Annotated in this window: 10 protein-coding genes; 1 reads left to right on the plus strand and 9 read right to left on the minus strand. The window is 53.2% G+C overall.

Annotation, left to right across the window (positions count from 1 at the left end; genetic code table 11):
- Nucleotides 1-50 precede the first annotated feature (50 nt).
- The 5 genes from fdhD to ATL17_RS04135 form a co-directional block, all read right to left on the minus strand.
- A complete protein-coding gene (fdhD, locus tag ATL17_RS04115; RefSeq protein WP_166638886.1) occupies nt 51-833 on the minus strand; it encodes a formate dehydrogenase accessory sulfurtransferase FdhD in 783 nt (260 codons plus the stop codon).
- Entirely contained in the window at nt 833-3,682 is a 2,850-nt protein-coding gene (fdhF, locus tag ATL17_RS04120; protein WP_133571493.1) for a formate dehydrogenase subunit alpha, read from the minus strand. The genes fdhD and fdhF overlap by 1 nt, the downstream gene beginning before the upstream one ends.
- Nucleotides 3,683-3,691: 9 nt before the next feature.
- Complete coding sequence (locus ATL17_RS04125; RefSeq protein ID WP_133571494.1) at nt 3,692-5,245, minus strand: formate dehydrogenase beta subunit; 1,554 nt, start codon at nt 5,243-5,245, stop codon at nt 3,692-3,694.
- A 1-nt stretch (nt 5,246) separates the two neighbouring features.
- On the minus strand, nt 5,247-5,690 hold the full coding sequence (locus ATL17_RS04130; protein WP_166638887.1) for an NADH-quinone oxidoreductase subunit NuoE family protein: 444 nt from the start codon (nt 5,688-5,690) through the stop codon (nt 5,247-5,249).
- A gap of 183 nt (nt 5,691-5,873) precedes the next feature.
- Nucleotides 5,874-7,253, minus strand: coding sequence for an MATE family efflux transporter (locus tag ATL17_RS04135; protein ID WP_133572187.1), 1,380 nt, complete (start codon nt 7,251-7,253; stop codon nt 5,874-5,876).
- Nucleotides 7,254-7,921: 668 nt separating this feature from the next.
- Between ATL17_RS04135 and ATL17_RS04140 the strand changes: the two genes are divergently transcribed.
- Entirely contained in the window at nt 7,922-8,731 is an 810-nt protein-coding gene (locus ATL17_RS04140) for a hypothetical protein (RefSeq protein WP_133571496.1), read from the plus strand.
- A 19-nt stretch (nt 8,732-8,750) separates the two neighbouring features.
- Here the strand turns inward: ATL17_RS04140 and ATL17_RS04145 are convergent, their stop codons facing one another.
- The 4 genes from ATL17_RS04145 to ATL17_RS04160 all read right to left on the minus strand — a co-directional run bounded on the left by ATL17_RS04145 (nt 8,751) and on the right by ATL17_RS04160 (nt 13,942).
- On the minus strand, nt 8,751-10,403 hold the full coding sequence (locus ATL17_RS04145) for an electron transfer flavoprotein-ubiquinone oxidoreductase (RefSeq protein ID WP_133571497.1): 1,653 nt from the start codon (nt 10,401-10,403) through the stop codon (nt 8,751-8,753).
- A 148-nt stretch (nt 10,404-10,551) separates the two neighbouring features.
- Nucleotides 10,552-10,899 (minus strand): RidA family protein, encoded by a 348-nt coding sequence (locus ATL17_RS04150; RefSeq protein ID WP_027834478.1) that lies wholly within the window; start codon nt 10,897-10,899, stop codon nt 10,552-10,554.
- Between the two features lie 12 nt (nt 10,900-10,911).
- Nucleotides 10,912-12,027: an NAD(P)/FAD-dependent oxidoreductase gene (locus ATL17_RS04155; protein WP_133571498.1), complete on the minus strand. Its 1,116-nt coding sequence runs from the start codon at nt 12,025-12,027 to the stop codon at nt 10,912-10,914.
- Between the two features lie 109 nt (nt 12,028-12,136).
- Complete coding sequence (locus tag ATL17_RS04160; RefSeq protein ID WP_246028626.1) at nt 12,137-13,942, minus strand: gamma-glutamyltransferase family protein; 1,806 nt, start codon at nt 13,940-13,942, stop codon at nt 12,137-12,139.
- Between the last annotated feature and the right edge of the window lie 114 nt (nt 13,943-14,056).

Consider the following 14,056-nt stretch of genomic DNA (forward strand, 5'->3'; position numbering starts at 1 on the left):
TCCCCCCCACGCGGGAATGACAGGACGCAGAGTCGCAAGTCAAACAAAGCCTAAAACCGCGCAATCCCATTCGGTGCCCGCGCATAAAGCTGCAATCCGGCCTCTTCCGCCTTATCTAGCGCCAACGCCGTCGGCGCCGAAATGGACAGTAAAGCCCCCACACCATGCCGCGCCGCCTTCTCAACAATTTCAAAAGAACAGCGACTGGAAACCATCAAAAACCCGTCAGGAAACGCCTCACCGACCAACGCCGCGCGTGCCCGCGCGCCCAAGAGCTTATCCACTGCATTGTGACGCCCCACATCCTCACGGACAGCAACGATGTCGCATTCCAGCGACACCCAAGCTGCCCCATGCACGGAATGGGTTTGCTGATTAAGCTCCTGATGCGACGAAAAAGCAGCCATTGCCTTCTCCATCACCTCCTTAGCGGGCGTCACTGCACCCACTTTGGGCAATTTCGCCAAAAACTGATCCGCATTGTCCAGCCCGCAAAGCCCGCACCCAGATGCACCAACCAGATGCCGTCGCCGTTGGGTTAAGTCCAACCGCTCCAGCCGCGCCTGATCGATCTCCATATGCAAATCAATGCCCAGCACGTTTGGCTCGGCCCGCACCGATTTGATCTCGGACGCATCTGACACAACCCGTTCGCTGACGGAAAACCCATAGGCAAAGTCGGTTAAATCCTGTGGGCTGGCCAGCATCACCGCATAATTGCGCTGGCGATAGACCAAGGCCAGCGGGCATTCATTCGCCAATTGCCATTGATCACGCGTGCCATCAATGTCGATATCGACGGCCCGCGCCACCTCTTGCTCTTTGTCCGCCACTATTCCGCAGGCTCTTTCGGCGCATCCATCAATTGGCGCAAGCTTGGCGTTTCCAACTCATATTGCTCCTGCCAATCGGACTTATGGTTGGCCGGGTTCACCTCAACCGCGGTCACCTTATATTCCGGGCAATTGGTCGCCCAGTCGGAATTCTCCGTGGTGATCACATTCGCACCCGTCTCCGGATGGTGGAACGTGGTATAAACCACACCCGGTGCCATCCGCTCCGACACAACCGCCCGCAAGCTGGTTTCGCCCTTACGCGACCGCAAAGACACCCAATGGCCATCACGAATGCCGCGCGCTTCCGCATCGCTAGGGTGGATTTCCAACACATCCTCGCCCCACCAATCAATATTGGAGGTGCGGCGCGTTTGCGCGCCCACATTATACTGGCTCAAAATTCGCCCTGTGGTGAGGATCAGTGGGAATTTGCGGTTGGTTTTCTCCGTCGTCGGCACATATTCGGTGACCACAAAGGCCCCTTTGCCGCGCACAAAGCCATCCACATGCATGATCGATGTACCATCCGGCGCATCATCATTCACCGGCCATTGCAACGAGCCGTCGCGGTCCAGCCGTTCAAAGCTCACTCCGGCGAACGTCGGCGTCAACGCTGCGATCTCGTCCATGATTTCACTGGCACTGGCATAGTTCATTTCCGCATAGCCCATTTCATTGGCCAGCCGCTGCGTCACTTCCCATTCTTCCAATCCGGTGGCCGATTTCATCACGGGGCGCACCCGGTTGATCCGCCGCTCGGCATTGATGAACGTCCCGTCCTTTTCCAAAAAGCTGGTACCCGGCAAAAACACATGCGCGAAACGCGCTGTCTCATTCAAAAACAAATCCTGCACGATCAGCATATCCAGCGAGCGCAACGCTTCCTCCACATGCTGGGTATTTGGATCAGACTGGGCGATGTCCTCGCCCTGCACATACATGCCTTTATAATGGCCCGCGATAGCTTCATCGAACATATTGGGAATGCGATAGCCAGGCACACCATCCAGCTCACGCTGCCATGCCTGCTCAAAGCTGCCGCGCACCTCTTCATTGTCCACGCCGCGATAGCCGGAAAATTCATGCGGGAACGAGCCCATATCGCAAGAGCCCTGCACATTGTTCTGGCCGCGCAGCGGGTTCACGCCCACGCCGCGCACGCCAATATTGCCAGTGGCCATCGCCAAATTCGCCATGCCCATCACCATGGTCGAGCCTTGGCTGTGTTCGGTGACGCCCAAGCCATAATAGATGGCCGCCTTGCCGCCCGTGGCATAAAGCCGAGCCGCAGCACGAATAGCTTCCGCGTCAACGCCGCACTCCGCCGCAACGCTTTCTGGCGAGTTGATCTCATCCGTGATGAAGTCAAACCATTCCTTGTAGCTCTGCAAATCGCAGCGCTCATCCACAAAGCTTTGATCCATCAAGCCCTCAGTGGCCACCACATGCGCGATTGCATTCACCACGGCAACATTGGTGCCTGGCTTCAACGGCAAATGATAGTCCGCTTCAATATGAGCAGACCGGACCAAATCAATCTTGCGCGGATCAATCACAATCAGCTTTGCGCCTTGGCGCAACCGACGCTTCATTTGCGAGGCAAAAACCGGATGGGCATCGGTCGGGTTGGCCCCGATCACCATGATCACATCGGCCTCTTTCACCGAGTCAAAATCCTGCGTCCCGGCAGACGTACCAAAGGTCTGCTTCAGGCCATAGCCGGTGGGCGAATGACAAACGCGCGCGCATGTATCCACATTATTGTTGCCAAAGGCGGTGCGGATCATTTTTTGCACCACCCACACTTCTTCCGCAGTGCAGCGCGATGACGTGATACCGCCAATGGACTTTCGCCCGTATTTCTCTTGCGCCTTCTTCAAGCCATCGGCTGCAAATTTAATCGCCTCATCCCAGCTCACTTCGCGCCACGGATCAGTGATCTTGTCGCGAATCATAGGTTGCGTGATGCGATCCTTATGGGTGGCATAGCCCCAGGCAAAACGCCCCTTCACGCAGGAATGGCCATGATTGGCCTTGCCATCTTTGTAAGGCACCATGCGGATCACCTGATCGCCGCGCATCTCCGCCTTGAACGAACAGCCCACACCGCAATAGGCGCAGGTGGTCAACACAGTGCGGTTCGGCACCCCATGGTCGATCACAGCCTTTTCTTCCAACGTTGCTGTCGGACAAGCCTGCACACAAGCGCCGCAAGACACACATTCAGAGGAAAAGAAATCTTCCGTGCCCAACGCCACCTTGCTGTCGAACGCCCGTCCGGAAATGGTCAATGCCAAAGTGCCCTGCACCTCGTCACACGCCCGCACGCAGCGCGAACACACAATGCATTTGCTTGGGTCAAAAGTGAAATAAGGATTGCTCTCATCCTTCGGCGCATCAAAATGATTTGCGCCCTCATAGCCATAGCGCACATCGCGCAGTCCAACCTCGCCCGCCATATCCTGCAATTCGCAATCGCCATTGGCGGCGCAGGTCAAGCAGTCCAACGGATGGTCAGAGATATAAAGCTCCATCACCCCGCGACGCAGCTTTTCCAAGCGCGGCGTTTGGGTGGAAATGCTCATGCCTTCAGCCACAGGCGTGGTGCAACTGGCTGGGGTGCCTTTGCGCCCCTCAATCTCCACCAAACATAGGCGACACGAGCCAAACGAATTCATGCTGTCTGTGGCGCAGAGTTTGGGAATATCCAACCCCACCGTCGCCGCCGCGCGCATCACGCTGGTGCCTTCAGGCACACTCACCTCAAACCCGTCAATGGTCACCAACACGTGCTTGTCGGATTTAGAAGCTGGGGTGCCGAAATCTTTCTCTTTCAGGATCGCCATTTGATCCTCCTATTCTGCTGCACGGACAGCATGGTCCGGCTCAAAATCGTCTGGGAAATGCTTTTTCGCGCTCATCACGGGGATCGGGGTCATCCCTCCCATGGCGCACAAAGAGCCATCCACCATCAGTTCGCAAAGGTCATCGAGCAGCACCATATTTTGCGCCCAATCCTCGCCTTTGGCAATGCGCTCCATAACTTCGGTGCCACGCACCGCGCCCACCCGACATGGCGTGCACTTGCCACAGCTTTCCTCAGCGCAAAATTCAAAGGCGTAATGTGCCTGCTCGCGCAGATTGACCTGGTCATCAAAAACCACCAGTCCACCATGGCCAACACCGGCCCCATGTTCGGCCAGCGTCTCATAATCCATTGGCAGGTCCAACAGATCTTCCGGCAAATATGCGCCCAACGGCCCACCGATCTGCACAGCGCGGAACGGGCGCCCGCTGCGGGTGCCGCCGCCAAAATCTTCGATCAATGTGCGGAGGGAAAGGCCAAAGGCTTTCTCCACCAAACCACCATGGGCAATATTGCCCGCCAGTTGAAACGCCAAAGTGCCTTTAGATTTGCCCATGCCATAATCAGCATAGAACTGACCGCCCTTCGCCAAAATAATTGGCACGCTGCAGAGGGAAATCACATTGTGCACAAGGGTCGGCTTGCCGAACAAGCCTTCCAATGCTGGCAGCGGTGGCTTGGCCCGCACCTGTCCACGCTTGCCTTCCAAACTCTCGAGCAGCGAGGTCTCTTCCCCGCAAATATAAGCACCCGCACCAACAAAGACTTCGAGGTCAAACGCATGATTCGACCCCAGAACATTCTCGCCCAACAGATTGTTTTCACGGGCAATTTCGATGGCTTGATTCAATACTTTAAGTGCCACCGGATATTCCGAGCGCAGATAGATATAGCCTTTGGTGGCACCCACGCCCAACCCAGCGATCGCCATCCCTTCGATCAGGCAAAACGGGTCGCCTTCCATAATCATCCGGTCAGCAAAAGTGCCGCTATCGCCTTCGTCGGCATTGCAGACGATATATTTCTGGTCGGCTTCAGCTTCGCTCACGGTCTTCCATTTGATGCCCGCCGGAAAGCCTGCGCCGCCGCGCCCACGTAGGCCGGATAGCATCACTTCGCCGACAATTTCCTCGCGGCTCAATTCGATTGCCCGCTTCAACCCAGCCAAGCCACCTTGCGCCGCATAGGCATCCAAATCCAACGGATCAATGATGCCGCAACGCGCAAAGGTTAGTCGCTCTTGCTTCGCCAGAAATGAATGTGCATCGACCTCGCCAATGCAGCTTTGATGATCCGCTTTGGTCAAAAAGTCCGCCTCAAACAGAGAAGATACATCGCTCTCATCTACATTGGCAAAGCCAATCCGCTTGCCGCCCTGCTCAACTTCAACCAGCGGCTCCAACCAGTGCATCCCGCGCGAGCCATTGCGCACCATTTGCACTGAGGCATCGCGCTTTTGCGCTTCGGCCAAAATCGCCTCGGCCACCTCGTCGGCGCCAAGGGCAACAGCCGCGCTATCTAAAGGCACATAAATCTTGATCATGCTATGCCTCCACCCGCTTGGCGATTTTATCTGCGTCAGCTTTGCCCACCAATTTGCCATTCACCTCTGCCGCGGGCGACACCGAGCAAAGCCCCAAGCAATAAACCGGCTCAATCGTCAGTTCTCGCGCCAAATCCGTCTCGCCCAGCTTCAGGGCAAAGCGTTCTTCCAGCGCGGCAACCAATTCACGCGACCCCATCGACTGGCAACTCTCCGCCACGCACACGCGCACATGGTTGGCGCCCGCCCGCTGGTCGCGGAAATCAGCATAAAAGCTGATCACGCCTTTCACTTCTGCTTTGGTGATGTTGAAAAGCTCTGCCGCCACGGGCACCACATCTTCAGGCAAGTAGCCCATTTCAGCCTGCACTGCGTGCATCGCCGAAATCAGCCCACCTGTTTCGCCCACAAAAGGCGCAATAATTTTATGCAACTTGTCTGTCATGGCGCTAGCTTCCCCCTCCCGCGTGCAACCGTCAAGCGGTCCGCGCGTCAAACTTTTGTTCAGGGCAGCTAAATTGCTGTGCCTCATGTGCCCCAAATCATTTTAAACTTAAAATAACATGAGACACATGACAATTATACATCTGAATGAGATCTCATCCAAATAACGGATGATTGACTGCACCTATCCATAGCGCACAAGGCCAAGCCGATCCCGTTGCGAGAACCGAATAGTCAGCAAAACCGCCACAACGGCCAAGCCCAATGCCATGCCGGCCCAAACACCAATGCCGCGCCATTCAAACACGAAGCCAAGCAGATAACCGACAGGAATGCCCACGACCCAATAGCCAAATAGAGCAATCGCCATTGGCACCTTTGTATCAGAGAGCCCACGCAAGGAAGCGGCGGCCATCACCTGCCCGCCATCCACCAATTGGAAGACGCCTGCAATCATGATGTAGGTCACCGCAAAATTGAACGCGGCCACATTCTCCGGATCAGCCGGATTCAAGAAGAACTGAACAAAAAAGCCCGGGAACAAGATATACAACATGCAAGTGAACACCATAAAGCCAACGCCCATGGCAATGCTGGTCCAGCCGGAAATCATCACCCCGATGGGTGAACGCCGCCCGTGGCAAATGCCAACGCGAACTGTCGTTGCTTGGCTAATGCCAAGCGGCACCATGAATGAAATCGCCGTGATTTGCAGCGCAATCGCATGTGCGGCCAGTTCAGGCTTGCTCAACCAGCCCATCATAAAGGCTGCAACAGAGAACATGCCAACTTCTGCCATCAACATAAAGCCGATGGGCACACCCACACGAATGACTTCAAAGAAACGCTGCCAATCTGGCTTCCAAAACCGTTGCAACAAATTGTAATCTTTGAACCGTTTGAGCGCGAGCGCATAGATCAGCGCAAACAAGAAAGTTGCACTATGCACAATCACTGTCGAGATGCCCGCCCCCAAAAGCTCTAAACGCGGCAAGCCAAAATTACCGAACATCAAGCCATAATTGCCAATGATGTTGAGTACGATGCCCACCAATGTCGCAAGCAGAACAACCAAGGTAATATTGTGGGCCGCCAAGAACGAACGCATCACTGCAAACAGCAGGAAGGGATAAAACTGGAATGCCCCGACACGCGCATAGGTCTCAGCCAAGGCTGCAATATCCGGCTCTTGTCCTAGCAACAAAAAGATATGATCAATTTGCAGCATCAAGGGAATAACGAGGGTGCTGAATGCAATACACACCCAAAAACCCTGCCTCACAGTGCGGCGCACAGAGACTTCATCGCCCTCGCCAATGGCTTTCGCCATCATAGGAGAAACCGCCGTCACCAGCCCCATGCCAAAAATCAAAAAGAAGAACATGAAAGAGTGCGCCAACGCGCCCGCACCCAAAAATTCTGGCCCCAACCAGCCCATCATAATCACATCTGATGTGCTCAACCCAATTTGCGCCAATTGTGCCAACACCAATGGCCACGCCAACTTAAACGTCGCGCGCGCCTCTTCTAACCACATATTGCCCGTGCCCTGGGCATTTTCCATTTGTGCCACAGCTAAATCCTTCGATCATTTAGTTCTGGATCGCCTGAGAGGCGCAAATCGCGCGTGAGGCCAGAAATCAGTATGCCTGAAAATCTGTCAGCCGGATTTAGATTTGGCAAGATATATGATGGAAAATTTTGACCAATTGGCCATTTCCAAGGCTCAGAAATAAAAATGGTGACCTTTTAGCCACCATTTCGAGCCTTACCGCAGCGACCGCGATCACCCAACGCCGACGCGCCCCACTCTCCTTCGTCACCACCGGGCTTGACCCGGTGGTCCATGTAGCATTCGCTTTTTGGCGAACAAGGCTGTGGCTTTGACCAATGCCCGTTTCCGCGTGCCAAAACTTCGCCACTCGGCCAGCCACAAATAGATTACCGGATCAAGTCCGGTAATGACGTGGGTGTGTTTTGGCAGGCAATGCCATTTTTAAGTTACACGACACAGCAAGAATTCATTGGGCAGAACGCTCAACCTGCATATCCAATTCAATCAGCCCTCACTCCTTGCGGTGCGCCGTCCGGCACTCTTTAAAATAGCCTCTGCTACTTTTTGGACAACCGAACAAAACTTTCCTATCGTGTTCGTACACCGCTAACCAATGATCTATCGCCATCAGGAAATTTACAGATATGAGGCTACCTTCACCGCATAGGGCCCAAAGAATGTTTCTATTAGCTCTGTTTTCTATAAATATATTTCTTTTACCCCAATGGGCAAAAAGCGAAGAAGCAAACAATCAAGTGGCAAACATTTTCTTGGAGAAGTATCTAGAATACGCTCTTAACCCGGCAGACGATAACAAGAAGCGGATTGTCAAATTCAAAGCAGATTTATTGCCCCCAAAGCTAGTCCCAATTCCACAAAAATCAATTACACCAAATATAGAGGACGTTTTAGGTTATGTAGCGGGCTTGAGCGTTCTAAGTCGTCATTTTCAGCCTCGATCACCACTCAAGGATCGACAAATCAAAGTATTTAGCGCCGAAGAATTTATCGAATTCCTACTAGATAAAAACAAACCGCATTCCAGCGCCAACGGAATAATAGTTGTTAATGTAGGCAACATTGAAGAATTAAGGGTGATAATATATCGCAACGTTCAGTCCCTAAGCAAACCTGCGCTCATGAACCAAATTAAAGAATTCGAAGATTCGATAACCAAGGGCACGCCATATTGCAAAACAGTTAGAAAAATGACGCCAAAAGGCACAGAAATTGTCAATGTGTTTATATACATTCAGACTGAAGCAAACTTTGGAAAGTGTTTTAACTCCAGCATATTTGAAGCCTTTGGGCTCAATAAACGCAACAAAAAACACAACTCCATCCTTGACCATTCAAATCAGCGCAGGCGCCCTAGTGAATTTGATTGGATGCTATGGAGTTTTCATAACAACCCGCTAATAAAACACGGCATGACAAGAGCTGAGGTCTTTGCTGTTGCTGATCAAATTCTCAGCCACTCCGAATAGAATTTGAGAGGCAGAAATCCTACATATTCGGATAATTCGGCCCCTCACCGCCTTGCGGGGTGGTCCACACAATATTGCGGGCTGGGTCTTTGATGTCACAGGTTTTGCAGTGAACGCAGTTTTGCGCGTTGATTACAAATTTCGAGCCAGACCCGTCATTTTGCTCAACCACTTCATAAACCCCAGCCGGGCAATAGCGTTGTGATGGCTCATCATATTCCGGCAGTGTTTTTTCAATTGGCACTGACGGGTCTTTAAGCTTCAAATGGCAAGGCTGCTCTTCCGCGTGGTTGGTGAACGAAAAGCTCACATTGGTCAGCCGATCAAAGCTCAATTCTCCATCCGGTTTCGGATAGGTCAATTTAGGATAATCCGCTGCTTTGCCCGTGGCTTCTGCATCAGAAACACCATGACATTGCGTACCCAAAAGCGGCTTGCCGAACAAAGACGCCCACCACATATCCATGCCAGAAAGCATCACACCCAAAGGCCCTTTTTTGGCCAGCGGTTTCACATTGCGCACTTTGTCGATGTCTTTGAAAATCGGGCCGGTCCGCACTTCGGTTTCGTAGGCAGTCAACTCGTCGCCCGCGCGCCCAGCCGCCAAAGCCTCAACCACCGCGTCAGCAGCCGCAATGCCAGAAAGCATCGCATTATGATTGCCCTTAAGCCGTGCAAAATTGAGCGTGCCCGCAGCGCATCCCAAAAGCGCCCCACCCGGGAACACCATTTTCGGCAAAGATTGAACGCCACCGCCAGAAATAACCCGCGCGCCATAAGCGGTACGGCGACCACCTTTCAGCAGCTCAGCCACATGCGGATGATGCTTGAATTTTTGGAATTCACCATAAGGGAACAGGTGCGGATTTTTGTAATCCAGATGCACCACAAACCCGACATAAACCTGATTATCTTCCAAATGATAGATAAAGGAGCCACCGCCCGCGTCCTTGTCCAGCGGCCAACCCATAGAGTGTTCCACATGCCCAAGCTTGTGCTTGGCGGGATCAATCTCCCAAATTTCTTTCATGCCCAGACCATATTTTTGATGGTCGGCATCTTTCGCCAAATCAAATTTCTCAATCAATTGCTGCGACAGAGACCCGCGCGCACCTTCTGAGAAAAAGACATATTTGCCGCGCAATTCCATGCCCGGCTCATAGTTCGGCCCCGGCGTACCATCCGGATTCAGGCCAAATTCGCCGGCCACAACGCCAGCCACTTCGCCATTTTCACCATAAACAAGTTCAGACGCGGCAAAGCCCGGGAACACCTCAACGCCAATCGCTTCAGCCTGCTCTGCCAACCAACGGCATACATTGCCCATAGAAACGATATAGCAGCCCTTATTGCTCAAAAGCGGCGGCATAAAAGCGTGAGGGATGGTGTTTTTGCCTGTCTCAGAAAACACATGAAACTCGTCTGTGCCGACCGCCGTTTTGATCGGCGCGTCTTTTTCCTGCCAATCAGGGATTAATTCATTTAGGCCGGACACATCCAAAATCGCGCCAGACAGAATGTGCGCGCCAACTTCAGAGCCTTTTTCCAGCACCACAACAGAAACATCGTCGCCCGCTTTTTGCTTGATGCGAATGGCCGCCGAAAGCCCTGCGGGCCCTGCGCCAATAATCACCACATCATATTCCATCGCTTCGCGTTCGATCTCTGCCATGCTGTTCCCCTAAAACCTTATGCCTGAAGGTTGTGCGCAACGCGCATTATTTAAAACTTAAAGCAAGTCATACCGCAAACAAACCGGGCTGCCAATTGACCCTTTTGCATAAACAAATGCGTAAAACGCATTGGCAGCCCTATTTTTGCTAAACTTTAGCAGCGGTGATCATGATCTCTACATCAAAATCAGGTGTCGCCAACTTGCTTTCCCCGCAAGCGCGCGCAGGTGGGTTGGCCGGATCAATCCACGCATCCCAAACCGCATTCATTTCATTGAAATGCTTCATGTCTGAAAGCCAGATTTCAGCCTTCAACACATTTGATTTTGACGTCCCAGATTCCGCCAACAAACGGTCAATCTTATCCAAGATGCTTTTGGTTTGCTCTTCAATGCTTGCAGCAGGCGTGCCCACTTGGCCAGCCAGATAGACCATATTTTCAAAGATAACAGCTTGGCTCATGCGTGAACCGGGTTCAATGCGTTTAATGCTCATTTTTTCTTCCTTTTAGTGTTCAAATCGTGCTGGGGACAAACTGTCCACCAGCCATTGCTCTGCAAATTCAGGCAAATCAATTTCCATCAATTGGCAAGCCGCCAATTCCGACAGGGCAGCCGACGTTTGAATGCCATATCCACCTTGCCCTGCAAGCCAGAAAAAGCCGTTTTGGTCCGCTGAATAGCCAGAAATGGGCGTGCCATCAGGCGGAAACACGCGCAGCCCGGCCCAGCTATGCTCCAGCCGTGTCACTTCAAAATTCATCATCTCTTCAAAGCGAAACAGCCCCTCAGCCAACACCATATCGTCCACAAAGACATCATGTGGCTCGACCAGATCTTCATCCGCTGGCGACACCAAAAACTGCCCCGCGTCAGGCTTCATATACCAGGTTTCCCCAGCATCAATCAGCATTGGCCAATGCATGGATTGCCCTGGCATGGGTGACGCCAACACACCGATGGAACGGCGTTTAGGCTGCAACCCTACCGGGCGCACGCCGCAGCGTTCCGCCACCACATCGCCCCATGCACCAGCGGCATTGACGATTTTATCGGCCTCCACAGAGCCGGATTTTGTTTCCAACACCCAATGGCCAGATTGGTTTGAGCCAGACAGCACCTCGCTATCCGTTCGCACCTCACCGCCATGTTTCTTGATCTGTTTCAGCCAGCCTTGGTGCAACGCTGCAACGTCTAAATCTTTCGCATTTGGCTCATGTGCCGCAGCCACCAACTGATCTTTATCGAGCAGCGGCACCATTTCAATTGCCTGCTCCACGCTGATGGGCACCAGCCCCTCACCCGCATCCAGCAATTCATCCAAATGCGGCTTATGCGCCTCATTGGCCACAAACAAAATGCCGCGATCACCCAAAACGGAATAATCAAAAATATCCTTAGGCGGATTTTGGAAATAGCGGAACGACGCCCGGCTCAACGCTCGGATGGTGTCATTGCCATAATTTTGCACGAAAATCGCAGCTGAACGGCCCGTGCTGTGCACCCCTGGCCGATCTTCTGATTCGAGCAGAACAATTTTCAACCCACGCAGCGCCAATTGCGCACCGATGCCTGCCGCCGCAATGCCTGCGCCAACAATGGCTACATCATACTTTTCTGCCAATTTTAAAACTGTCCCTTGATTGGATTTGCACTAAATCCCACCGATGGCCGCACCATGGCATCAAAAAGCCGCAAAGGCCACCGTGAATTTGCGTCTTTTCACCCTGTGATCAACGCCCAACGGCATAGCCTTGCATTTGCCGCGGGTTGGCCGCCGCCCGCAAAAAGCCACCGCTGGTTTGTGCCGCAGTCATCCGGCCAATTGACCAGTCACTTTCAGCAATAACTTGGTGACCTTTCGCCCGCAAAAACTCAATGGTTTTTTGCCCGAAGCGCGTTTCCACTTCCAAATGCCCCGCATCCGCCTCACGTGGATAAAAACTCGAGGTGAAATGGTTTGTGAAGAATCCCGGCGCATCAATATTTTCCTGCAAATTCAGGCCAAAATGCACATGGCGTAGGAAGAAATGCAGCGACCATTGGTCCTGCTGGTCCCCACCCGGCGTGCCGAAAATCAGCTCCGGCTTGCCATCCTTCAAAGCCATATTGACTGAGAGCGTTGTCCGCGGCCGCCGCTTTGGCGCCAAGGCACTCGGCGCTTTTTCATCCAGCCAATACATTTGCGCCCGATTGGTCAGGCAAAAGCCCAAGCCCTCCACAACAGGCGAACTTTGCAGCCAGCCACCACTTGGCGTGGCGGTCACCATATTGCCCCAACGATCGATAATATCCAGATGGCAGGTATCGCCCTTTACGCTACCTTTCTCGCCCAACTCCTGATGGTCAAACTTGGCCACCGTCGGCTCGCCCATGTTGGTATTGTTGCGCCCTTCTTGGGTTTGCCCTTTTGGCCGATCAATCGTGAAGGGCTCACTGTCGCCAATTTGCCCTGCCGTTGCGCGCATGGCGGCCATATCCCCAATCAATTGCCGCCGCGCATCATTGTAGCTGTCGCTCAGCAACACATCCATGGGCACATCAACAAAGTCCGGATCGCCATAATATGCCTCGCGGTCAGCAAAGGCCAACTTGCTGGCTTCGGTCACCAAATGCACAAATTGCGGATCGCGCTCATCCAACGCATCCAGATCAAACCCCTTGAGCAAAGCCAATTGCTGCAACAGCGCTGGTCCCTGCGTCCACGGCTCCGCCTTCAGCACTTCATAGCCACCATAATCATAGCTAAGTGGTGCCTCATAGCTGGCCTGCCAATTGGCCATATCATCAGCAGTCAACACACCCTTGTGTGGACTGCCAGAAGTATCCATCAATTCATTATTGGCAAAGAAATCGCCAATGGTTTCAGCCACAAAACCGCGATACCAAGCGTCCCGCGCCTTATCAATTTGCGCCTCACGCCCGCTCACCGCCTTCGATTCCTCAACTATCCGCCGATAGGTCGCCGCCAATTGCGGGTTGGCAAATTTGCCGCTCAAACCCGGCATCTTGCCGTTTGGCAAATAGATGGCGGCAGAGCTTTTCCAATGCTCCGTGAATAGATCTTTCACCTTACCAATCGTGCCCACAATATTGGGCACCAGCGGAATCCCCGCCTCCGCATAATGAATGGCATAGCTCAACACATCTTCCACGCTCATGGTGCCATAATCGCGCAGCACCATCATCCACGCGTCAAACGCCCCCGGCACAACCGCAGACAAAAGGCCCGAGCCGGGCATAATTTCAAAGCCTTCATTGCGATAATGGGCAATGGTCGCCTTTTCCGGCGCCACACCTTGCCCGCACACCACCTGCGGCGCTTCACCTGCCTTGGCGATAATCATCGGCACTTCACCGCCCGGCCCGTTTAGATGCGGCTCCACCACTTGCAAGGTAAATCCAGTGGCCACGGCGGCATCAAATGCATTGCCGCCACGTTCCAGCACAGCCATGCCAACGGCACTGGCAATCCAGTGGGTGCTGGCCACAACGCCAAAATCACCCCGAATTTCCGGTCGAGTTGTAAATGCTTGCACGCCTAGCCTCCCTGCCGCCGCAATTATGCTTGATTCAATCAATTGGTTGCACCAATATTGACAGCAATACAGGCTGCGTCAACACGGCAAATATATGATTTTGGGGGGCTAATT

It is taken from the genome of Maritalea mobilis (assembly GCF_004363175.1).
GTDB lineage: Bacteria > Pseudomonadota > Alphaproteobacteria > Rhizobiales > Devosiaceae > Maritalea > Maritalea mobilis.

Bases quoted from the DNA above. Each gene is read 5' to 3' on its own strand.
- fdhF (WP_133571493.1), bottom strand. From the start codon at position 3,682: ATGGCGATCCTGAAAGAGAAAGATTTCGGCACCCCAGCTTCTAAATCC.
- ATL17_RS04125 (WP_133571494.1), bottom strand. From the start codon at position 5,245: ATGATCAAGATTTATGTGCCTTTAGATAGCGCGGCTGTTGCCCTTGGC.
- ATL17_RS04130 (WP_166638887.1), bottom strand. From the start codon at position 5,690: ATGACAGACAAGTTGCATAAAATTATTGCGCCTTTTGTGGGCGAAACA.
- ATL17_RS04135 (WP_133572187.1), bottom strand. From the start codon at position 7,253: ATGGAAAATGCCCAGGGCACGGGCAATATGTGGTTAGAAGAGGCGCGC.
- ATL17_RS04140 (WP_133571496.1), top strand. From the start codon at position 7,922: ATGTTTCTATTAGCTCTGTTTTCTATAAATATATTTCTTTTACCCCAA.
- ATL17_RS04145 (WP_133571497.1), bottom strand. From the start codon at position 10,403: ATGGCAGAGATCGAACGCGAAGCGATGGAATATGATGTGGTGATTATT.
- ATL17_RS04150 (WP_027834478.1), bottom strand. From the start codon at position 10,899: ATGAGCATTAAACGCATTGAACCCGGTTCACGCATGAGCCAAGCTGTT.